The organism is Novosphingobium sp. (assembly GCF_039595395.1).
Classification (GTDB): Bacteria; Pseudomonadota; Alphaproteobacteria; order Sphingomonadales; family Sphingomonadaceae; genus Novosphingobium.
In genome coordinates this window covers 2,953,212-2,975,156 of the sequence record NZ_JBCNLP010000001.1, presented here as the reverse complement: position 1 = coordinate 2,975,156, position 21,945 = coordinate 2,953,212, and the positions used below count along the sequence as shown (strand labels likewise).

19 protein-coding genes are annotated in these 21,945 nt (G+C 66.9%); 8 read left to right on the top strand and 11 right to left on the bottom strand.

Annotated features, from left to right (window positions below):
• Positions 1-63 precede the first annotated feature (63 nt).
• From ABDW49_RS13770 to ABDW49_RS13755, 4 genes are all read left to right on the top strand, one after another.
• Positions 64-366 carry an Hpt domain-containing protein gene (locus ABDW49_RS13770; protein WP_343612597.1) on the top strand — a complete coding sequence of 101 codons (303 nt, stop codon included), beginning with the start codon at positions 64-66 and terminating at the stop codon, positions 364-366.
• 124 nt (positions 367-490) lie between these two features.
• The gene (locus ABDW49_RS13765) at positions 491-1,693 is read left to right on the top strand and encodes a hypothetical protein (RefSeq protein WP_343612596.1); all 1,203 of its coding nucleotides are present in this window, start codon (positions 491-493) and stop codon (positions 1,691-1,693) included.
• 23 nt (positions 1,694-1,716) lie between these two features.
• The gene (locus tag ABDW49_RS13760; RefSeq protein ID WP_343612595.1) at positions 1,717-2,601 is read left to right on the top strand and encodes a hypothetical protein; all 885 of its coding nucleotides are present in this window, start codon (positions 1,717-1,719) and stop codon (positions 2,599-2,601) included.
• 3 nt (positions 2,602-2,604) lie between these two features.
• Complete coding sequence (locus ABDW49_RS13755) at positions 2,605-3,996, top strand: HAMP domain-containing sensor histidine kinase (RefSeq protein WP_343612594.1); 1,392 nt, start codon at positions 2,605-2,607, stop codon at positions 3,994-3,996.
• Positions 3,997-4,290: 294 nt separating this feature from the next.
• On the opposite strand, the gene gltA is transcribed toward ABDW49_RS13755, so the two are convergent.
• Positions 4,291-5,574, bottom strand: coding sequence for a citrate synthase (gene gltA / locus ABDW49_RS13750; protein WP_343612593.1), 1,284 nt, complete (start codon positions 5,572-5,574; stop codon positions 4,291-4,293).
• An 11-nt stretch (positions 5,575-5,585) separates the two neighbouring features.
• Complete coding sequence (gene gltX / locus ABDW49_RS13745) at positions 5,586-7,064, bottom strand: glutamate--tRNA ligase (protein ID WP_343612592.1); 1,479 nt, start codon at positions 7,062-7,064, stop codon at positions 5,586-5,588.
• 317 nt (positions 7,065-7,381) lie between these two features.
• Here gltX and ABDW49_RS13740 point away from each other — a divergent pair, with 317 nt between their 5' ends.
• On the top strand, positions 7,382-9,316 hold the full coding sequence (locus tag ABDW49_RS13740) for a ComEC/Rec2 family competence protein (RefSeq protein WP_343612591.1): 1,935 nt from the start codon (positions 7,382-7,384) through the stop codon (positions 9,314-9,316).
• Between the two features lie 171 nt (positions 9,317-9,487).
• Here ABDW49_RS13740 and lexA read toward each other — a convergent pair whose 3' ends face one another.
• The 9 genes from lexA to ABDW49_RS13695 all read right to left on the bottom strand — a co-directional run bounded on the left by lexA (position 9,488) and on the right by ABDW49_RS13695 (position 18,463).
• Positions 9,488-10,210 (bottom strand): transcriptional repressor LexA, encoded by a 723-nt coding sequence (lexA, locus tag ABDW49_RS13735; protein ID WP_343612590.1) that lies wholly within the window; start codon positions 10,208-10,210, stop codon positions 9,488-9,490.
• A gap of 68 nt (positions 10,211-10,278) precedes the next feature.
• Positions 10,279-11,478 (bottom strand): gephyrin-like molybdotransferase Glp, encoded by a 1,200-nt coding sequence (glp, locus tag ABDW49_RS13730; protein ID WP_343612589.1) that lies wholly within the window; start codon positions 11,476-11,478, stop codon positions 10,279-10,281.
• Complete coding sequence (gene moaC, locus ABDW49_RS13725; RefSeq protein ID WP_343612588.1) at positions 11,478-11,960, bottom strand: cyclic pyranopterin monophosphate synthase MoaC; 483 nt, start codon at positions 11,958-11,960, stop codon at positions 11,478-11,480. The genes glp and moaC overlap by 1 nt, the downstream gene beginning before the upstream one ends.
• A gap of 2 nt (positions 11,961-11,962) precedes the next feature.
• The gene (gene trpC, locus ABDW49_RS13720) at positions 11,963-12,754 is read right to left on the bottom strand and encodes an indole-3-glycerol phosphate synthase TrpC (protein WP_343614292.1); all 792 of its coding nucleotides are present in this window, start codon (positions 12,752-12,754) and stop codon (positions 11,963-11,965) included.
• A gap of 29 nt (positions 12,755-12,783) precedes the next feature.
• Entirely contained in the window at positions 12,784-13,794 is a 1,011-nt protein-coding gene (trpD, locus tag ABDW49_RS13715; RefSeq protein WP_343612587.1) for an anthranilate phosphoribosyltransferase, read from the bottom strand.
• On the bottom strand, positions 13,791-14,399 hold the full coding sequence (locus tag ABDW49_RS13710; RefSeq protein ID WP_343612586.1) for an aminodeoxychorismate/anthranilate synthase component II: 609 nt from the start codon (positions 14,397-14,399) through the stop codon (positions 13,791-13,793). Before ABDW49_RS13710 ends, trpD begins: the two co-directional genes overlap by 4 nt.
• Positions 14,400-14,409: 10 nt before the next feature.
• Entirely contained in the window at positions 14,410-14,961 is a 552-nt protein-coding gene (locus tag ABDW49_RS13705) for a YcxB family protein (protein WP_343612585.1), read from the bottom strand.
• Entirely contained in the window at positions 14,958-16,487 is a 1,530-nt protein-coding gene (gene trpE, locus ABDW49_RS13700; RefSeq protein WP_343612584.1) for an anthranilate synthase component I, read from the bottom strand. Before trpE ends, ABDW49_RS13705 begins: the two co-directional genes overlap by 4 nt.
• A 41-nt stretch (positions 16,488-16,528) precedes the next feature.
• The gene (locus tag ABDW49_RS13695; RefSeq protein WP_343612583.1) at positions 16,529-18,463 is read right to left on the bottom strand and encodes a SurA N-terminal domain-containing protein; all 1,935 of its coding nucleotides are present in this window, start codon (positions 18,461-18,463) and stop codon (positions 16,529-16,531) included.
• A 339-nt stretch (positions 18,464-18,802) separates the two neighbouring features.
• On the opposite strand from ABDW49_RS13695, the gene tpiA reads away from it, so the two are divergent.
• From tpiA to ABDW49_RS13680, 3 genes are all read left to right on the top strand, one after another.
• Positions 18,803-19,561, top strand: coding sequence for a triose-phosphate isomerase (tpiA, locus tag ABDW49_RS13690; protein WP_343612582.1), 759 nt, complete (start codon positions 18,803-18,805; stop codon positions 19,559-19,561).
• Between the two features lie 178 nt (positions 19,562-19,739).
• Positions 19,740-20,123, top strand: a complete 384-nt coding sequence (gene secG / locus ABDW49_RS13685; RefSeq protein ID WP_343614290.1) for a preprotein translocase subunit SecG — start codon at positions 19,740-19,742, stop codon at positions 20,121-20,123.
• A 156-nt stretch (positions 20,124-20,279) separates the two neighbouring features.
• A complete protein-coding gene (locus ABDW49_RS13680) occupies positions 20,280-21,911 on the top strand; it encodes a CTP synthase (protein WP_343612581.1) in 1,632 nt (543 codons plus the stop codon).
• Positions 21,912-21,945: the final 34 nt, after the last annotated feature.

Sequence of the window (21,945 nt, the reverse complement as noted above, 5' to 3'; positions counted from 1 at the left end):
ACGATAGCACGAAAGCCGTTCTGTTAAACCGGTCTTCACCCTTAGGCTGTAACGAATCCCGTCATGGTCTATGAAGCAGGAGCTCTCGACGCGACAATCGCCGCCGCCGCCGGTGATGATCAGGCGCTTTTTCTGGAATTGCGCACCGCATTTCTGGACAGTCTGACGCGCCAGATCGACCTGCTGCGCCGTGCCCGCTGCGATGCCAATTGGGAAATCGCCGCGCTGCGTCTGCATGGTCTGGGCTCCAGCTTTCAGGCCTGGCCGCTGATCTCCCTGGCCGATGAGGCGCTGCATTCGGCGCCGGGTGAGCCGGTGGTGATCCGCAAGCTGCAAGCCTTTGCCGAGGATTTCGCCGCGGCCTGAAACGCGCCTCGGCCATGCGGTGTCAGCAATCCGCTTGGCAGTCTGGTCGCCCTCCTTTACACAGCTTCCATTCCCTTCCGGGACCTTTTGACGGAGAGCCCGGCTGCGTATCGCCCTGCTATCATTGGTTGAACCGACTGGCGCCCCGCAAGGTGACCAGCCCGCGTCCACCGTGGGCGCCCTGCGTGTGGGTGGCCTGTCGCTGGCGCGTCACCAACTGGGGTTGGCGCTGGGGTTGGGCTGTGAGCGCATCATCTGCGTCACCACCCCCCATGAGCCCGAGATGCCCGTGCTGCGTCAGGCGGCCGAGGATGCGGGCGCCGCTTTCCACGCCGTGCCCGGCGTGCGCGGCATGCTGGGGCTGGTCTCGGTGGCTGACGATGTCATTGCCTTTGCCGAGGGGCTGCTGGTCTGGCCCGAGCTGATGCTGCCGCTGATCGAGGATGGCGCCTGCGTGCTGTCCCAACCCATCGAGCGCGGGCTGGCCGCCGGTTTCGAGCGGCTCGACCTCAACCATGCCGCCGCCGGGGCCCTGCGCGTGCCGGGGCGGATGATCGAGCGTCTCGCCGATGTGCCTTCCGACGCCGATCCCTTTTCCATCCTGCAGCGTGTGGCGCTGCAATCGGGTGTGCAGCAGCGCGTGCTGCCCGATCTGGCGCTTGAGCCGGGGCGCTGGCAGCTCGTGCGCAATGACGATCAGGCGCATGAGGTGGAGGAAGGCTGGTTCCGTCTCCACACCCATGACGAGGGCGTTCTGGGGCCCTCCGGACGGATCGCGCGGCGCGGCGTGCGCCTGATCGGCCCGGCGCTGCTGCATGCGGGCAGCGGTGGCACGGTGGTCGCCTTGGCGGCGCTGGTGTTGTGCGGCCTCGCGCTGGTGACGGGCTGGTTCGGCCTGACGACCACGGGTTGCGCGCTGGCGGGTGCTGGCTGGGTGCTGTTTCTTTCCGCCTCGCTGTTCGGGCGGGTGGAGCGGCGCTCGTTGCGTCTGGCCCGGCCGCGCGTGGCGCCGATGCGCGTCTACAGCGGGGTTCTGGACCTGACGCTGGCGCTGTTGATGCTGTGGAACGAGAGCCCGCATATGGGGCAGGGGCTGGTCTATCGCGCCTTTGCCCCGGTGATGCTGCTGGGGCTGTTGCGTCTGGGCACCTCGGTGATGCCGCCCGAGCGGGTGGCCTGGGTGGCCGACCGGGCGTTGCTGGCGCTGGTGCTGGGGCTGTCGTCGCTGGCGGGATGGCTGGATGGGGCGATTCTGGGGCTGGGGCTGCTCTATCTGGGGCTGGCGCTTCATGCCGTGCATCGTCTGTCACAGCTAACAACACTTTAACCTCGTTGCGCTACGCCCGATCCATGCGGCCGGAGCCAACAGACACTGAAGATCGCGTCGAGGCCGCTCTGCGCGCCGATCTGGCGCGTGGAGACGGCGTGACGGCGGGCGTCGCGCCGGTGCTGCGCCATCTGCTGGTGCATGATGACCGCGAATTTATGGCCGACGATGTGCTGGCCTCGCTGCGCGGGATGATCGGCCATGCCGCGAGCCAATTGAGCGATCAGGACGAAGGCGATCATCCCGAGCTGACCGCCGCGCTGGTCGATGTGCCGGGGCTGGTGCCGCTGGCCCATGCTCTGGCGCTTGAAACCCATGTGACTCGGCGCCTGCAGTCGGTACAGGGCTTCGATCCCGTGCTCTCCCCGCTGCTTCAGGCGCTGATCGCCTCCGATGATGGCGAGACCGCCGCTCTGGCGATGCAGGTGCTGGCCGCGCAGGCGCGCTTCGTGCAGCAGCAGCGCCGCATGCAATGGCCGCTGGGCGAATGGCCCGCCGAACTGCTCCACGGCGCCCTGTCGGTCGATGCCGCCGCGCCCGAGCGCATCGCCGCCCTGCGCGCCGATTACGACGAGGGCGCCACAAGGCTGGGCCTGCTCGCCCGGCTGATCGGCGTGATGGGGCCCGGCGTGGTGGCCGCGCTCGATCTGCCGCATGCTGGCGTGGCGATCTTTGCCAGCGCTCTGGCCCATGTCAGCGGGCAGGATCGCGGGCAGGCGTTGCTCTCGCTGCTCTCGCGTCACAAGGCGCGGCTGGTGCTGGGGCTCAAGGCCGGCGGCGTCAGCAGCGCCCATGTCGAGGCCACTCTGCTGGCCCTCCATCCCGGCGCCACGCCCCCCGAGGGCCTGAGCCGCATCACCCCCGAGCGTGCCGCCACGCTGTTGCACCCATCGGGCGGGAAGAGCTAGACCATGGACATGTCCGAAGGCGTCCTCGCCCGTGCGCGCAGCGATGCGCAGGATCACCTCACCAGCGCCGATGAGCCGCTTGCCGGGCTGCAATTGCGCTGCGGCGGCCTGCTGCCCGGCCCCATCGCCGTGCCCGAACTGCGCGAGGTGGTCGCCAAGGCGCGCCGCTTCGGGCTGAAGCTGGCGCGCGCCATCACCGCTCAGGACGGGCATGATGTGATCCACGCCTGGGTCGAGGTGATGCCCCGGCCCGGCCCAAATCACGGCGAAGGCTGCGACATCGTGCTGCGCCACTGGCAAAGCTCTCCCTTGCCCGCCGAAAACGCCGATCTCGCCTCGCGCCGCCGCGCCGAGATCGACCGCGCGCTGGCCGAAATGACCGTGCGCCTCGACGCGCGCCAGAATGTGCTGACCGTCACCTGCGACGGCGGCGATCTGGCCGAGGCCGCCGCCCGGCTGCGCGCGGGCACCGGCCACCCGTGGACCGATGTGGTGACCATCCCCGGCAGCAACCATCGCCAACCGCTGCACTGGCGCCTGCTCGACGGCGCGGGGGTGGATTTGCCCGGTTCCTCGCGCCGCTGGCGTGCCACGCTGATCCCCATCGGCCTGAACGGACCGGCCGGGCGCGGCGCCGAGCCCGGCGGTTTCGACCTCTGCCTCACCTCCGACACGCCAGCGCCCGCGCCGCGCCCGGCCCCCGCTGCGGTGCTGCCTGTCGAGCGCGCCGTGGTCGGCAGCGATCTGGCCCCCGTGCTGCGCCAGCCCATCGCCCGCGTCATCGCCAATGCGGAGACGATCCGCACCCGCCTCGCCGGGCCGCTGTCCGAGGATTACACCCGCTATGCCGCCGATATCGCGGCGGCGGGGCAGCATTTGATGGGGCTGGTTGATGACCTCGCCGACCTCGATGTGATCGAGGCCGAGAACTTTTCGACCATCGCCGATGCCATCGATCTGGCCGATGCCGCGCGGCGCGCCGCCGGTATCCTCTCGATGCGCGCGCGGGAAAAGGGCATCACCATCAGCGCGCCGGCTCTGGATGTGTCGCTGCCCGCCGTGGCAGAGTTCCGCCGCGTGCTGCAGATCCTGCTCAACCTTGTTGGCAACGCCATCCGCTACAGCCCTGAAAATTCGACGATTATCGTCGACCTGTCGCGCGATGAAGGCTTTGCCCGCGTCGCGATCGCCGATCAGGGGCCGGGCCTGTCGCCCGAGGACCAGCCGCGCGTGTTCGAGAAGTTCGAGCGGCTTGGACGCAGCGGGGACGGTGGGTCCGGGTTGGGGCTCTACATCTCGCGTCGCTTGGCGCGCGCGATGGGCGGGGAACTGTCCGTCGTCAGCGTGAAGGGCGAGGGGGCCTGTTTTCTGCTGGATGTTCCGGCGGGGAAGTAAGGGGTTTCAGGAAAGTAAGATGCGAGGGGGTTACCCCCTCGCGCTCCCGGAACGTCTCCCGACGATAGGGCAATGGCGCCGAAACCAAGCGCCCAAACTCTCCATCAGCGCGACCTAAGGCGCCGCAGGCATCAAATCCTCTGCCTGCGGCGCGGCGATGTGGGGCTCTGCACCAAATAAAGGGATTGCAAAGGGCGATGGCCCTTTGCCCGCCGGAGGCATCTTCTCTCCAAACAAAACAAAAGCGCGAGAGGTTTCCCCCTCGCGCCTTCATCTTCAGCGTAATCGCAGAAATCAGCGCTTGCTGATGTCCACGTAATCGCGCTGCGTCGGGCCGGTGTAGAGCTGACGCGGGCGGCCGATGCGCTGGCCTGGATCGGAGATCATTTCGTTCCACTGTGCGACCCAGCCCACGGTGCGCGCCAGGGCGAAGAGCACGGTGAACATGGTGGTGGGGAAGCCGATGGCCGAGAGGATGATGCCCGAGTAGAAGTCCACATTGGGGAACAGCTTCTTTTCCGCGAAATACGGATCGGAAAGGGCGATCTCTTCCAGGCGCAGGGCGGTCTCGAACAGCGGATCGTTGACCTTGAGCGCGTCGAACACTTCGCGCACGGTCTTCTGCATCACGGTCGCGCGCGGGTCGTAGTTCTTATACACGCGGTGACCGAAGCCCATCAGACGGAACGGATCGTTCTTGTCCTTGGCGCGGTCGATGTAGTGGTTGATGCGGTCGGGCGTGCCGATCTCGCGCAGCATGTTGAGCGCCGCTTCATTGGCGCCGCCGTGAGCGGGGCCCCACAGGCAGGCGATGCCGGCCGCGATGCAGGCGAAGGGGTTGGCGCCCGATGAACCGGCCAGACGGACGGTCGACGTCGAGGCGTTCTGCTCGTGGTCGGCGTGCAGGATGAAGATGCGGTCCATCGCCTTTTCGACGGCGGGGACGACTTCATACTCCTCGGCGGGGACGCCGAAGGTCATCTTCAGGAAGTTGCCGGCGTAGGACAGCTTGTTGTCGGGGTACACGAAGGGCTGGCCGATCGAGTACTTGTAGGCCATCGCCGCGATGGTGGGCACCTTGGCGATCAGGCGGTGGGCGCTGATCTTGCGCTGCTCGGGGTCGGCGATGTCGGTCGAGTCGGGATAGAAGGCCGACAGCGCGCCCATCACGCCGACCATCACCGCCATCGGGTGAGCGTCGCGACGGAAGCCGCTGAAGAAGCTGGAAAGCTGCTCATGCACCATGGTGTGGCGGCTGATCGTGTGGTTGAACCCGGCCAGTTCATCCTTGTTGGGCAGCTCGCCATTGAGAAGCAGATAGCAGGTCTCCATGAAGGAGCTGTTTTCCGCAAGCTGGCCGATGGGATAGCCGCGATGCAGCAGCACGCCTTCGTCGCCGTCGATGTAGGTCAGCGCGCTTTCGCAGCTTGCCGTCGAGGTGAAACCCGGATCGTAGGTGAAGGCGCCGGTCTGGCCGTAGAGCTTGCGGATGTCGATCACATCCGGCCCAACGGTGCCCTTCAGCACAGGAGCATCAACTTCCGTGCCGCCAAGATTGATTTTGGCGAGATCAGCCACAACAGTTCTCCTTAACTGTGCCCTGCCGTGACGCTGCTTGCCTGTGCCGCAATGCGGGCCAGGCTTTCGTCACGACCGAGCAGAACCAATACGTCGAAAATACCGGGCGAGGTGCCCTGGCCCGTCAGCGCCGCGCGCAGCGGCTGAGCCAGCTTGCCAAGCCCCAGGGTGAGGTCGGCGGCCATCGCCTTCAGGCGGGCCTCCAGCGGTTCGATGGCCCATTCGGCCTCGTCCGCGAAAGCCGTGTGGATCTGGGCCAGCAGCGCGCGGGCATCCTCGGTCAGCAGGCTTTCGGCCTTGGCGTCGAGGGGCAGCGGGCGCTGGGCGAAGAGGAAACCGGCGCCCTGCGCCAGCTCGTTCAGATCCTTGGCGCGCACCTTGAGCACCGGCATGGCGCGGGTGAGCAGATCCATGTCCACCGTCTCGGCGGTCACCTTCGGGGCGACCAGCGCGGCGAGGCGCGCGTCGTCAGCCTCACGGATGTAATGGCCGTTGAGGTTCTCCAGCTTCTTCATGTCGAAGCGCGAGGCACCCTTGTTGACGTTGACGATGTCGAACCACGCGATGGCCTGCTCACGGCTGATGATTTCCTCATCGCCATGGCCCCAGCCCAGACGCAGCAGATAGTTGAACACGGCTTCCGGCAGCAGACCCATCTCGTCGCGATAGGCGTCCACGCCCAGCGCACCATGACGCTTCGACAGCTTGGCGCCGTCCGAGCCGTGGATCAGCGGGATATGGGCGTAGACCGGGTCTTCCCAGCCGCCCTCGATTGTCTGCATCGCGCGGATGATGACCAACTGGCGGAAGGCGTTGTTCAGGTGGTCGTCGCCGCGGATCACATGGGTCACGCCCATGTCATGGTCGTCCACCACCACGGCCAGCATATAGGTCGGCGTGCCGTCCGAGCGCAGGATAACGAAATCGTCCAGCTCGGCATTGGCGACGGTGACGTCGCCCTGCACGCGGTCGGAGATGGTCACCTCGCCGTCGCGGGGAGCCTTGACACGCACCACATAGGACTTGCCCTCGGGCCACTGGTCCGGCGAGGCATCGCGCCATTCGGAGACGACGCGGAAAGGACGCTTCTCGGCAGCGGCAGCCTCGCGGCGGGCGGCCAGCTCTTCCTGCGTCAGATAGCAGCGATAGGCATGGCCCGAATCGAGCAGCCGCGCGGCAACCTGCGCATGACGATCGGAACGCGCGAACTGGAAGACGGGGGCCTCATCGCCGCCCAGGCCCAGCCAGTTCAGACCATCGAAGATCGCCTCGATCGCGGGCTCGGTCGAGCGGGCGCGGTCGGTATCCTCGATGCGCAAGAGGTATTTTCCCCCATTGGCACGCGCGTAAAGCCAGTTGAAAAGGGCCGTGCGCGCCCCGCCGATATGCAGATAGCCGGTGGGAGAGGGCGCGAAACGGGTGACAACAGGGCGCGCGATGATCTGGCCATCCGTGGCCGAGCCATCACCGTTCACGCCAACACTTGCCATTCACTCATCCTTCCTGTCACTCTACCCCCCTATGGCCAGCCGCTCGGGCATCACCATCGGGCTACGTTCTGGCGCCCCGCGCTTATGGCGCGATGCGGGCGCTGCATTGCAACACGGCCATAGGACCAGCGGCGCGATCTTGTCCAGCACTGCCTTGCGGCTTGAACACTTTCTGAACGAGGCCGGACCGGACCGCCTTCCATGGCTGGCCGTGGGGTTGGGCGGAGGCATAGGCCTGTGGTTCGTGCTTGCCAATGCCTGGCTTTGGTATGGTGTGCTGGCCTTTGGTATAGGGGGGGGCAGGGCTTGCGGCGCTGTTGCAGGGGGTTTCGCTGGGCCATCTGCGTGCCGCCCTGATGAGCATGGGGCTGGCCGTGGCGGCGGGGTGCGGCCTGATCTGGGCGAAATCCGCCATGGTCGGTACGCCTGCCATCGTCCAGCCGATGACCCCGCGCATCACCGCCCGCGTGATGGACCGCTATGCCCAGCCCGCCGAGCACCGCCTGCGCCTTGAACTGGCCTTTGCCGAGCCGGGCAGCGGGCGGCCCATTCTGGCGCGACTCTCCATGCCTGAAGGGCGCGACCAGCCGGGGCTGACCGAAGGCGCCGTGGTGCAACTGCGAGCAAGGCTGATGCCGCCCGCCGCGCCCATGCTGCCCGGCGGCTATGACGCGGCCCGCGCGGCATGGTTCGATGGTGTGGCCGCCACCGGGACAGTACTCGGTCCGGTGAAAGTGATATCGCCCGCGCCCGGCGACTCATGGCTGGCCCGCATGCGCCATGCGCTGGCCGATCACGTGCGTTCGCGCGTGGCCGGACCGGCGGGAGGCATCGCGGCCGCCTTTGCCAGCGGAGACCGGGGCGGCATCCCGGCCTCCGACGAGCAGGCGATGCGCGATTCGGGGCTGACTCACCTGCTGTCGGTGAGCGGGCTGCATGTCAGCGCGGTGATCGCCGGAGTTTATGTGCTGGCGATCCGGCTGCTGGCGCTGCTTCCGTGGCTGGCCTTGAGGGTGCGCCTGCCGCTGCTGGCCAGCGCTTTTGGCGGGGCGGCAGGGATTTTCTACACGCTGCTGACGGGGGCTCAGGTGCCCACGGTGCGGTCGGTGCTGGGGGCCTTGCTGGTGCTGGCGGCGCTGGCGCTGGGGCGGCAGCCTTTCACGGTGCGCTTGCTGGCGGTGGCGGCGATCTGCACCATGCTGCTGTGGCCCGAGGCGGTGATCGGCCCCAGCTTCCAGATGAGCTTCGGTTCGGTGCTGGCGCTGGTGGTGCTGCATGATTGCGCGCCGGTCCGCGCCTTTCTGGCCCCGCGTGAGGAGGGCTGGTGGCAGCGCTTGGCGCGCCATCTGGCGATGATCCTGCTGGCGGGCATGGTGATTGATCTGGCGCTGATGCCGGTGGCGCTGTTCTATTTCCACCGTGCCGGGGTCTATGGCTCGATGGCCAATCTGGTGGCTATTCCGCTGACCACCTTTGTGTCGATGCCCGCGATTGCTTTGGGGCTGGCGCTGGATCTGGTGGGGGCGGGGGCGCCTGCGTGGTGGGTTTGCGGGCAATCGCTGGACCTGCTGCTGGCCATCGCGCGCTGGACGGCGGAGCGGCCCGCCTCGGTGACGGTGATGCCCGCGATGGACGCATGGCGCTATGGGCTGTTTGTCGGCGGCATGCTGTGGCTGGCGCTGTGGCATGGGCGGGTGAGGCTGTGGGGGCTGGTGCCTGCGCTGGTGGCGATTGTCTCGCTGACATGGCTGCAGCCGCCCGATGTGCTGATCTCCGGTGATGGCAGGAACGTCGGCATCACCGGCATTGCGGGCCGCGCGCTGGTGATCCTGCGCGATGGGCAAGGTGGCCGCACTGGCGAGGCGATGCTGGAGTCCGCAGGGCTGTCAGGCCCGGTGACGCCGCTGGCGACATGGCAGGGCGCGCGTTGTTCGGAAGGCTTTTGTGCTCTCGATCTCGACCGGGGCGGGCGGCGCTGGCGTCTGCTGATTGCGCGCGGCAAGGGAGACGCGGAGCCCGTGCCATGGGAGCAGGCCTGCGCTCAGGCCGATATCGTTGTCGCGCCGGAGAAGCTCTATGGCGCGTGCCGCCCCAGATTGATCAAGGCCGATCGCGCCGCGTTGCTGCGGAGTGGCGGACTGGCACTGGATCTGGAGCATTTAAGCGTGACCACCGTGGCCCAATCGATGGGCGCCCATCCATGGTGGCGCGCGCCGCATCGTCTGCCGCGCGAGGAGGAGAACAGCCCCTGAGCGTGGGTTTGGCAGGAGTGGTCTGAGGTTGGGCTCCGCCTTATGGGAGCATGCTCCCGATGAAGCGCGGTTCGCATCAAGAGCCGATCCGAGGCCAGATCAAAACCGATCTCCTCCCAGCCCCGATCAAACCATGTCCAGGGTTGGAAAAGCCTCTCCCAACCCTGCCCATCAATGATAGCGGCGCAGCAGTCCGGCCAGCTTGCCCTGCACCTGCACCTCGCCGGGGCGGTAATATTGCGGCTGATAGGTCGCATTGGCGGGATCGAGGCGGATCATCCCGCCATCGCGGCGCAGATACTTCAGCGTCGCTTCCTCGCCGCGCACCAGCGCCACCACGATTTCGCCATCGCGGGCGATTTCGGTGCGGCGGATCAGCGCCAGATCGCCGTCGAAAATGCCGGCCTCGACCATCGAATCGCCAGACACCTCAAGCGCATAATGGTCGCCCGCGCCCAGCAGGGCAGCAGGCACCGGCAAGGTCGATTGCCCTTCCAGCGCCTCGATCGGCACACCGGCGGCGATACGGCCGTGCAGCGGGATCTCGATCACGTCATTGGCGGGGCGGGGCGCCGCCACCGGTGCCGGAGACAGTGCGGCGGGGCGGGCCAGCGGCGCAGCGGGGGCGGGGGTGGCACGCGGGGCAGCCGCAGCAACGCCGCGCTGGCCACCGGTCACATCCTCAGGCTGGCGCAGCACTTCGAGCGCGCGGGCGCGGTTGGGCAGGCGGCGGATAAAGCCACGTTCCTCCAGCGCGGAAATCAGCCGATGAACGCCCGATTTCGACTTGAGGTCGAGCGCTTCCTTCATTTCCTCGAAAGAGGGGGACACGCCATCTTCCTCCAGCCGGACCTGGATAAAGCGGAGCAATTCGTGCTGCTTGCGGGTGAGCATGCGGATGTCCTTCCTGCCGTTCCGTTCTCGAACGAACAAGGAACATTTATGCAACAATTTTTCAGCCGTCAAGCGAGGGAATGCGTGTCCAGCAGATAAATTCCCACAATTGCGCCCGTTTCGGCGGCTTCGGCATTGATCGGGCGGTCGATCAGGCAATTGCTCGCCGCCATCGCCGCCAGAGCGCTGCTGTCGCGCATGGGGTTGGGGGTGACCTCTTCGCCATCCCAGGCCCCGCGCAGAAACTCCTGCCGCTTGCCGCCTGCGGGCACGGGGGCTGTCAGCCGGGCGCTGACCTTGCGGGGCAGAACATCGCTCGCGCCCATCATCGCGCGCAGCATCGGCAGCAGGAAAAGCTGCCCGCAGACCAGCCCCGAGACCGGATTGCCCGGCAGGCCCAGCACATGGAGCCCGCCGCGCTGCGCATGCATCAAGGGTTTGCCTGGGCGCATCGCCACGCGCCAGAAAGCGAGCTGCGCGCCCCATGCTTCCAGGGCCGGGCGGATCAGGTCGTGATCCCCCACCGAAGCGCCGCCCGAGGTGACGATGAGATCGGCCTCGCCAGCGGCGTCCAGAGCGGCGACCAGTGCGGAAAGATCGTCTCGCACAGGACCGATGCGCGTCACCTCGGCGCCCAGAGCGCCGACCATCGCGGCCAGCATCGCGCCATTGCTGGCGGGGATCTGATGCGGCAGCACGCGCGCGCCGGGCGGCACCAACTCGTCGCCGCTGTCGATGATGGTGACGCGGGGCAGGCGGCGCACGGCCACGCTGCCATGACCGCCCGAGATGGCCAGCGCGATCTGCGCCGGGCCGAGGCGGGTTCCGGCGGGCAGCAAGGGCGCGCCCTGCGAGAAATCCAGCCCCGCGCGACGGATATGGCGACCGGGAGGATTGGGCGCATCGCCGGTCAGGATCAGGTGGTCGCCATTGCGGGTCACATCTTCCTGAAGCACCATGGCGTCGGCGCTCTGGGGCATCAGGGCGCCGGTGGCGATGCGGATTGCCTCACCGGGCTGGACGGGGTGAGGCCATGGGTGGCCCGCCGCGCTTTCGCCGGCCACGCGCCATGGGCCGGGCAGATCCTCGGCACGCAGAGCGTAGCCGTCCATCGCGGAGAGATCGGCGGCGGGCTGGGTACGCTGCGCCGTCAGAGGTTCCGCCAGCCAGCGCCCGGCAGCCTGTTCGATGGGCAGGGTTTCAATCGGCAGCGGCGTGATGGTGGCCAGCAGCTTTTGCTGCGCCTCGGCCAATGGGAGGGGCGGCATCAGGCCTGCCTGCCCGGCGCGTACCATGAGCCCGATTTGCCGCCGTGTTTCTCGATCAGGCGGATGCCGGTGATTCCCATCGCCTTGTCCACGGCCTTGGCCATGTCATAGACCGTCAGCAGGGCGACCGAGACGGCGGTCAGCGCCTCCATCTCTACGCCGGTCTTGCCCGTCAGGCTGGCGCTGGCGGTGCAGCGCAAGGCGTCATCTTCAAAGGCGAAGTCCACGCTGACGGCATCCAAAGGCAGCGGATGGCACAGCGGGATCAGATCGCCGACCTTCTTGGCGGCCATGATCCCGGCGATGCGGGCGGCGGCCAGCACATCGCCTTTGGGGATCGCGCCGTCGCGGATCGCCTCCAGCGCTTCCGGGCCCATCAGGATGCGGCCTTCCGCGATGGCGAGGCGTCTGGTTTCCGCCTTGCCGCCCACATCGACCATGCGGGCATGGCCCTGAGCGTCGAGATGGGTGAGATCGGCCATGGTCAGGCGCCGGTCAGCAGTTGGCGGGTGGCGGCCTCGACATCGCTCTGACGCATCAGGCTCTCGCCGACCAGGAAGGTGCGGGCGTTGCAGGCCGAGAGGCGGACCAGATCGGCATGGCTGTTGATGCCGCTCTCGGCCACGAGCAGCGTGCCTTCGGGCGCCAGCGGGGCGAGGCGCTCGGTGGTGGCGATGTCGGTCTTGAAGCGCTTGAGGTCACGGTTGTTCACGCCGATCAGGCGCGAGGTGAGGCGCGCGGCGCGCTCCATCTCGGCCTCATTGTGGACTTCGACCAGCACATCCATGCCGCGTTCCAGCGCGGCGGCCTCGATCTCGGCCATCTGGGCGTCTTCCAGCGCGGCGACGATGATGAGGATGGCATCGGCGCCGATGGAGCGCGCCTCGGCCACCTGCCAGGGGTCGATCATGAAATCCTTGCGGATCACCGGCAGGGTGCAGGCGGCGCGGGCGGCGATCAGGAAATCCTCATGGCCCTGGAAATAGGGCGCGTCGGTCAGGATCGAGAGGCAGGCCGCGCCCCCGGCCTGATAGGCGCGGGCATGGGCGGGCGGATCGAAATCAGCACGGATCCGGCCCTTGGAGGGGCTGGCCTTCTTGATCTCCGCGATCAGCGCGAAGCCATCGGCGGCCTTGGCGCGCAGGGCGGCTTCGAAACCGCGCGGAGCGGTCTGCAGCGCGGCGCGGGCATCAAGGTCCGACAGGCTGGCCAGCGGTTTGCGCAGCGCAACTTCCTCGGCCTTGGTGGCGCAGATTTCGGTCAGCTTGTCGGTCATCGTCGTATCCATCTTGATCATTGTATCGCTCATCGGACCGCATCGATCCAGCAGTCGAGCAGTGCCTTGGCCAGACCTTTGTCGATCACCTCGGCGGCTTCCTCGACGCCTTCGCGCCAGCTTTCCACCTCGCCCGCCACGCGCAGCGCGGCAGAGGCGTTGAACAGCACGGCATCGCGATAGGGGCCTTCCTCGCCCATCAACAGGCGGCGCAGGGCGTCAGCATTGTAGGCCGCATCGCCGCCGCGCAGCGCAGTGACCGGATGCACGGGCAGGCCCACATCCGCCGCCGACACGCGATGCATGGCGATGGTGCGACCCTGCACCTCGGCGCATTCATTGCCGCCCGCCAGCGAGAGTTCGTCCAGCCCCTCATCGCCCGAGACGATAAAGCTGCGCTGCGTGCCCAGCGCCTCGAACGCCTCGGCATAGATCGGCACATAGGCGGGGCGGGCGATGCCCACCAACTGGCGCTGCACATGGGCCGGATTGGCCAGCGGGCCCATCAGGTTGAAGATGCTGCGCTTGCCCAGCGCCTTGCGGATCGGCGCGATGGGGCCGAGCTTGGGGTGATGCGTCTGCGCGAAGAGGAAGGCGATGCCGATGTCCTGAAGCGTTTCGGCGGCGCGTTCCCCGGCGTTGGCGAGGTTCAGGCCCAAAGCCTCCAGCGTATCGGCGGCGCCCGCCTTGGAGCTGGCCGCGCGGTTGCCATGCTTGGCCACCGGCACGCCGCAGGCCGCGACCACCAGCGACACGGCGGTCGAGACGTTGAGCGTATGATGCCCGTCCCCGCCCGTGCCGCAGACGTCGATGGCGCCCTCGGGGCTCTCCACCGGGATCATACGGGCGCGCATGGCCAGAGCGGCGCCTGCGATCTCGCTGGCGGTTTCGCCCCGGTCGGACAGGTCCGAGAGGAAGGTGGTGATGGCCTCGGCATGGCTCTTGCCGTCGAGGATGGCGCCGAAGATCGCCTCGGCCTCATCCTGAGCGAAGGGCGTGAGCGAAACGGGGGGCAGGGTGCCCTGCGAGAGGGTGCTCATGCCGCGCGGATCGGGGTGATGGTTTCGGGCATGGTCACGCTCATCCCGGCGCTGCGCAGGAAATTGGCCAGCATGGCGTGGCCGTGTTCCGTCGCGATGCTCTCGGGGTGGAACTGCACGCCGTGGATCGGCAGGCTGGCATGGCGGAAGCCCATCACATGGCCGTCATCGCTGCGGGCGTTGACCTTGAGCGTCTCGGGAATGTCCTCGACGATCAGCGAGTGATAGCGCGTGGCGGTAAAGGGCGAGGGCAGGCCAGCGAACACGCCGGTGTCGTCATGGGTGACGGGGCTGGTCTTGCCATGCATCAGCCCGCCGCGCACCACCTTGCCGCCGAAATACTGCCCGATCGCCTGATGGCCCAGGCATACGCCCAGCAAGGGCTTGCCCGCATCCGCAGCGGCGCCGACCAGATCGAGGCTGATCCCCGCCTCATTGGGCGTGCAGGGGCCGGGCGAGATCAGAAAGCCCTGAGCGCCCGAGGAAATCGCCTGCCCGGCGGAGAGCGCATCATTGCGCACCACTTCGACCTCTGCGCCCAGCTCCAGCAGGTAGTGGACGAGGTTGAAGGTAAAGCTGTCGTAATTGTCGATAACGAGGATCATGACGAAAAACCTAGCGATGGGGGACGCGGGCGGCGATCAGGGCCGACCTCAGCGCGTCGATGATATGGGGAGCCACTTGCGACTTGGGAATAATGGAATAGCTGCGCGGCATCAGAACCAGCAGCAGGATGCGATCATTCTCAAGCCATCGCTCGAACAGGAGCCAGTCCAGATTGGTGGTGGCGTGTGCGTTGGCAGAGCGGATGCCTTGAGCGTCAAACTCGAACCGCGTGCTTCTGGCCAGCTTGGTTGTGGCACGGAACAACTTGCGCACCCTGACATGCATCAGGATGCAGGCAAGCGCTGCGTAGAAGGGAATGACGCCCAAAGCGACTTTGCTACCCCATATCAGGCCAGCCCAAAGCCACGCGCGATGCCAACCATACTGCAGCCCATCCGGGACAGTATAGGCGGCGACAAAAAGCACCCATATCAGCCCGCAAACGACCAGCAGCCGCTTCCATAACCACTGATGCCGCGTCAGCAGCCAGCTTGCCGAGAGCCAGTCCTTCTCATCGTTGACGATGGTGAAGGAATGGCTGTCGGCCAGACTGTCGCTCATTGCCCGAAACCGGCTTCGCTTGCCACGCGCACGGCTTCACGCGCGGCGGCAAACAGAGCGCCTGCCTTGTGCTCGCATTCGCGCTGTTCGCTGGCCGGATCGCTGTCGGCGACGATGCCCGCACCGGCCTGCACATGCATCATGCCATCCTTCACCACGGCGGTGCGCAGCACGATGCAGCTATCCAGATTGCCGTCGGGCCCGAAATAGCCGACGCCGCCCGCGTAAGCGCCGCGCGTCTCGCCTTCCAGCTCGGCGATGATCTGGCAGGCGCGCACCTTGGGCGCCCCGCTGACCGTGCCTGCCGGAAACCCTGCGAAGACCGCATCGATGGCGTCATGCTTGGCCGTATCCAGCTCGCCCACCACGTTCGAGACGATGTGCATCACATGGCTGTAACGCTCGATGGTGTAGCTTTCGGTGACCTTCACTGAGCCTCGCGCCGCCACCCGGCCCACATCGTTGCGCCCCAGATCGAGCAGCATCAGATGTTCGGCGCGTTCCTTGGGGTCGGCCAGCAGGCTCAGCTCATTGGCCTTGTCTTCCTCGGGCGTCTTGCCGCGCGGACGGGTGCCCGCGATGGGGCGGATCGTCACTTCCCCGGCGCGCACACGCACCAGAATTTCCGGGCTGGAGCCCACCACGGCAAAGCCGGGCAGATCGAGGAAATATAGGAAGGGCGAGGGATTGACCCGGCGCAGCGAGCGGTAAAGCGCGAAAGGCGGCAAGGTGAAGGGCGCGGTGAAGCGCTGCGCCAGCACCACCTGAAAGATATCGCCCGCCGAGATATACTCCTTGGCGGTCTTGACCATCTCGCCATAACGGCCCGGCTGCATCACCGGGGTGAGCTGCGGCTCGGGCAGATCGGCGGCGTGAGTGGTGTCAGGGGTCGGCCCGGCCAGACGGCGCAGCGCCTCGTCGATGCGATCCTGCGCGGCGTCCAGCGCGCGGTCGGGCGCGGTGGCCGACGGCCAGATCGGCGCGATGACGAAAAGCTCGTCGCTCAGCCGGTCGAAGACCAGAATGAGGCGCGGGCGCACGAAGAGCATATCGGGCAGGTCGAGATCGCTCTGCGCCGGGCGGGGCAGGTTCTCGACCAGACCAAAGGTCTCGTAACCGAAATAGCCGACCAGACAGGCCAGCGCCGGGGGCAGGGCCGCAGGCACATCGATATGGCAGGCCGCCACCAGAGCGCGCAGCTCGGTCAGCGGGTCCTTGGCCAGCGGCTCGAAGGCCGCGCGGTCATGCTGCCAGATGCGGTTGATTTCCGCCGTCTTGCCCACAGCGCGAAACACCAGATCGGGATCGAGGCCGAGCAGGCTGTAACGCGCCCGCACCTCGCCGCCCTGCACCGATTCGAGCAGGAAATCGCCGCGACCGCTCTCGATCAGCTTGGCGCCTGCGCCCACCGGCGTCTCGCTGTCGGCAATGACGCGACGCCAGACCAGCGCCGGCTTGCCTTCGCGCAGGGCGGCAAGGGCTGCCTCCTGGTTGTCGGGGCGGGCGGTGGTGCTGATCTGGGTCATGGTTCCATTTTCTTGAGTTGCGAGGGTAAGGAGGCCGGTGCTTAGTTGCCGCCGGCCAGTTGCTTGGCAACGGCGCCGATGGCGGCATCGTTGCGGGTGGCGCCGACATCGGCGCGCATCGCGCGGCGCAGGGCATCGCCATATTCACGGCCCTGCAGGCTGGCCAGTTCGCGCTTGGCATCGGCCACCAGCGGGTCCTTGGCGTCGACCGGCGTGGTGGTGATGTCCTTGAGCTGAACCACCAGCCAGCCACGTCCGCCCGGCAGCGGCAGCAGCTTGGTGCTGCCCTTGGCCATCGAGAAGAACAGGCCCATGGCGGGCGGCAACTGGCCCTGCTGGGCGCGAAGCTGCTCACGACCCAGCGAGAGCGACTGCACCGGCGGCAGCTTGACGCTCAGCCCGGCCACAGTGGCACCCAGCTCGCCGCCGTGCTTCATCTTGTCGAGCACGCGCAGCGCGGCATTCTTGGCGGCCTGGGCGCCCTTTTCCATCTGGATCGCGGCGACCACGGCGGGCTTCACGCGGTCGAGCGGCAGCGGGGCGGCCTGCACGATGCTGTCGACATCGAACATCAGGAACTTCTTGCCCGGCTCCAGCTCGGCGAGCTGGGGCGCATGCTCGCGCTCCATGGCGAAGGCGGCCTGAACGGCCTTGGCCAGCTCGGGCGGAGCCTTCTGCGCGGTGTTGCCAAAGACGCTGCCATCGGCGTTGAGCGCCGGGGTGGCAACCAGATTGACGCCCAGCTCCTTGGCCGCATCGCTGAGCGCGCCGCCCTTGGAGAAGCTGTCGTCGATCTTCGAGGTCACGCTGGCCAGTGCGGCCTTGCGCTTGTCGGCCAGCAGGGCCGCGGCGATCTCGCCCTTGGCCTGATCGAGCGTGCGGGCGGGCTTCACGATGATCTCGTCGACGCGCACCACGCCATAGCCCAGCAGGCCCTTCACCGGCGCGGGCAGCACGCCCTTGGGCGCGGCAAAGGCGGCATCGGCGACAGCCTGCGAGGTCTGGGCGGCAAGCGTCGCCTTGTCCACCGGGCCGACCGAGGCCACCGAAAGTCCGCGCGCCTTGGCGGCGGCTTCCATCGCGGTGCCCTTGGCCAGTTCGGCGGAGAGCGCCTTGGCGGCCGCTTCGGTGGGCAGGATCAACTGGCTGATCTTGCGGGTCTCGCTGGCCTGATACTGCGCCTTGTCGGTGTTGTAGCGCTGGGCGATCTCGGCATCGGTGGGCGCGGCAACGTTCTTGGCCACGCTGTCATCGAAGACGGCATAGCGAATCACGCGGTGCTCGGGCTGATTGAAGAACAGCTTGTGGCTGTTGTACCAGCTCGACACTTCGGCATCGCCGGGGGTATTGGCCGGAGCAAAGGCCTGCGAGGGCAGTGCCGCGACAAAGCCGCTGCGATGGTCTTTGAGCAGCGTGGCATAGCGCAGCGCGGCATCGGTCGGCGTCACCGCGCCCAGCTGGGCCGGGGTGAGCAACTGGCGGGCGACCAGGCCCTGCGCGATATCCTCACGCACATCCTTGTCGGTCAGATTGCGCTGGGCGAGCATCTGGCGATAGCTGGCCTCGGCAAACTTGCCGTCGGGGCCCTGCAACGAGGGGATCTTGGCCAGTTCGCTGTCAACCAGCAGCTTGCCGGCCACGATGCCGTTCTTTTCGCCAAAGACGGTGATGGCGGTGCGGTCGACCATCTGGTCGATCACCTGCGTCAGGCCGTTCTGCGCCAGAAAATCGCGCATCGACACCTTGGGGTTGTCCTGGCGGGCGATTTCCACCGCCTGCTGGGCCTGCTTCACCAACTGGGTGCTGGTGATGGTGGTCGAGCCGACCTTGGCGATGGTGTCGCCCGATCCGCCGCCGCTCACCAGATTGCTGGCCACGTCGCTGGCGGCAAAACCGCCCACGATCAGCACCAGAAAGGCGATGGCGATGCCCACACCCAAGGAGGATTTGAAGATGTTGCGAAAGAACTGAAGCATCGGCCAACCTTAATCCAACCGCCCGCCGCCCCGTGGCCCGGCGCAGGCCCGGCAAAGGGCACGCGGGCACAGAGGCGCGAACATACGGATCGGGGCTTTAGAGTGCCTTGTGCGTTCCCGCAATGGCCTGCGCCACAGGTCCCGTGATGGAACATGGGTGGTGAATATCGTTTCCGCATACCTATGCAAAGATAAAGATCGATGCTATCGCACCGGACACACAGTCAATTTTGCGGCAGGGACCGATAAGGCGCTCCACTGTGTGTCGAGCCTTTTGCCGGTCTGCCGCGGGTCACGGCATCGCAGCCGCGATGCCTCAAATATAGGGAATGAAGCTTCATGGCGCTCAGGCCGTATATCGTCGGAAACTGGAAGATGAACGGCCTGCGTGGCGCGCTGGCCGAGGCACGGGCGATCGACCGGCTGGCGCAGCGTTACCCTTCTGTCGAGATCGCTCTGGCCCCGCCCGCGACGCTGCTTCACGCCATGGCTCTGGAGGTGTCGCATATCGGGGTGGGGGCGCAAAACGCGCACAGCAATGGCAGCGGGGCTTTTACCGGGGAGGTGTCGGCCGCGATGCTGGCCGATTCCGGGGCGCATTTCGCCATCGTCGGCCATTCCGAAAGGCGCTGGCAGCAGGGCGAGGATGATTCGCTGGTCCGCGCCAAGGCCGAGGCGGTGCTGGCCGCGGGCATGCAGGCGCTGGTCTGCGTGGGCGAGAATGAGGACAAGCGCCTGGCCGGGCAGGCCGAGGCGACGGTGATCGAACAGTTGCAAGGATCGCTGCCTCGGGTCGAAGGCGCGGCGCAGCAGCTTGTGGTCGGTTACGAGCCGGTCTGGGCCATCGGCACGGGCCGCATACCCACGGTGAGCGAAGTGGGCGCGATGCACCGCGCCATCCGCCGCGCGCTGATGGAGGCCTATGGCGCGGAAGGCGAGGGGGTTCGCATCCTCTATGGCGGCTCGGTCACGGCGGAGAATGCCGCCGAACTGCTGGCGGTCGAGGATGTGGGCGGCGCGCTGGTGGGCGGCGCCAGCCTGACCACGGAAAAATTCTCGGGGATCATTCTGGCGGCGGCGGCCAGAGTCGATGCTTAAGGTCGGCGCCTGATGCGCGGGGCGGGCTGGTTCCGTCCCCAAACCGACCTTTCGGTCCGCACTGTCACAAATCTGGATGAAATCCTGCGGCCATGCCCTTGCGCTTGGCCCGATGCACGCCTAGATGCGCCAGCGATTTTGTGTGTTTTTCCGCGATGAGAGCCTGTTCATGTCCTCCCTGTTTCTGTTCCTGACGGTCGTGCAGGCCCTGATCACCATTCTGCTGGTCGTCGTGATCCTGATCCAGAAGTCAGAAGGCGGCGGCCTCGGTGTGGGCGGCAGCCCCTCGGGCTTCATGTCGGCGCGTGGCGCGGCGGATTTCATGACCCGCATGACGCAGATCCTGGGTGGCCTGTTCGTGGCGCTCTCGATCCTGCTGGCCGCTCTGGCGGTCAAGAGCGGCTCGGCGCAGACCGTCGATGATTCGCTCAACCGCGCGGTGCCCACCGCTCCGGTCTCGGCCCCGGCCGATCCGCTGGGTAAGACCACGGCCCCCGCCGCGACGAACAGCCCTGCTCCGGCAGCGCCGCTCGATCCGCTGGCCGGCGCGGCCAAAAAGTAAGCATTCCAGCATGATGCCAGCCCGCCCCGCCGAGCTTCGGAGGGGCGGGCGGAGCTTTGTGCGCAATACACCTTCCACGCAATTGTGGATTCATTTCCGGATTGGCGCCCTTGGCGCTTGTCTTTCCCCCCTCCTCACGATTAAGGCGCGATTCCCATGACGCGGTATATTTTCATCACCGGCGGCGTGGTTTCCTCGCTCGGCAAAGGCCTTATGGCGGCGAGCCTCGCAGCGCTTCTTCAAGCACGCGGCTTCAAGGTCCGCATTCGCAAGTTCGATCCCTACCTCAACGTCGATCCGGGCACGATGAGCCCTTATCAGCACGGCGAAGTGTTTGTGACCGACGATGGCGCCGAGACGGACCTCGACCTGGGCCATTACGAACGCTTCACCGGGGTCTCGGCCCGCAAGAGCGACAACATCACAAGCGGTAGGATCTATCAGTCCGTCATCGCCAAGGAGCGCCGCGGCGACTATCTGGGCGCGACGGTGCAGGTGATCCCGCATGTGACCGATGCCATCAAGAATTTCGCGCAGGAAGAGACCGATGGTCTGGACTTCGTGCTGTGCGAGATCGGCGGCACGGTGGGCGACATCGAGGGCCTGCCCTTCATGGAGGCCATCCGCCAGCTGCGCAACGATCTGGGCCGCGAGCAGACCTGCTTCGCCCATGTCACGCTGGTGCCCTACATTGCCGCCGCCGGCGAGCTGAAGACCAAGCCCACGCAGCACTCGGTGCGCGAGCTGACGAGCCTGGGCATCCAGCCCGACATCCTGCTGTGCCGCTGCGAGCATCCGCTGCCCGAGAATGAGCGCGCCAAGATCGCCCTTTTCTGCAACGTGCGCAAGGAAGCGGTGATCCCCGCGCTTGACGCGCCCAACATCTACGCCGTGCCGATTCAGTACCACAATGAGGGTCTGGACGCTGCCGTGCTGCATCACTTCGGCCTGACGGCCCCCACGCCCGATCTGACCGGCTGGGAGGGCATCACCAAGTCCTACGCCAACCCCGAGGGTGAGGTCACCATCGGCGTGGTCGGCAAGTATGTCGTGCTTCAGGACGCCTACAAGAGCCTCAATGAGGCGCTGGTCCATGGTGGCCTGGCCAACAAGGTGAAGGTCCATATCAAATGGATCGACGCGGAAATCTTCGAGAAGGGTGACGAGGAAATCGCCGCCACTCTGGAGCCGCTGCATGGCGTGCTGGTCCCCGGCGGCTTTGGCGAGCGCGGCACCGAGGGCAAGATCGCGGCCGTCCGCTTCGCGCGTGAGCGCAAGGTGCCCTTCTTCGGTATCTGCCTTGGCATGCAGATGGCCTGCATCGAGGGCGCGCGCAACACGGCGGGCTTCACCTCGGCCTCCTCGACCGAATTTGGCGAAACCAGCGAGCCGGTCGTCGGCATCATCACCGAATGGATGAGCGAAGAGGGCCTGCAGACCCGCCATGCCGACACCGATCTGGGCGGCACGATGCGTCTGGGCGCCTATGAGGCCAAGCTGGCGGGCAACAGTCATGTCGCCACCATCTATGGCAGCGAGACCATCTCCGAGCGTCACCGCCACCGTTACGAGGTGAACAGCCACTATCGCGAGGCGCTGGAGCAGGGCGGTCTGGTCTTCTCGGGCATGTCGCCCGATGGCCTGCTGCCCGAGATCGTCGAGCGCCCGGATCATCCGTGGTTCGTGGGCGTGCAGTTCCACCCCGAACTCAAGAGCCGCCCCTTCGAGCCGCATCCGCTGTTTGCCGGTTTCATCGGCGCGGCGGTACGCCAGGCGCGTCTGGTCTGAGCTTTGAAGAGATGGATGGGCGCGGTCGGAGAGC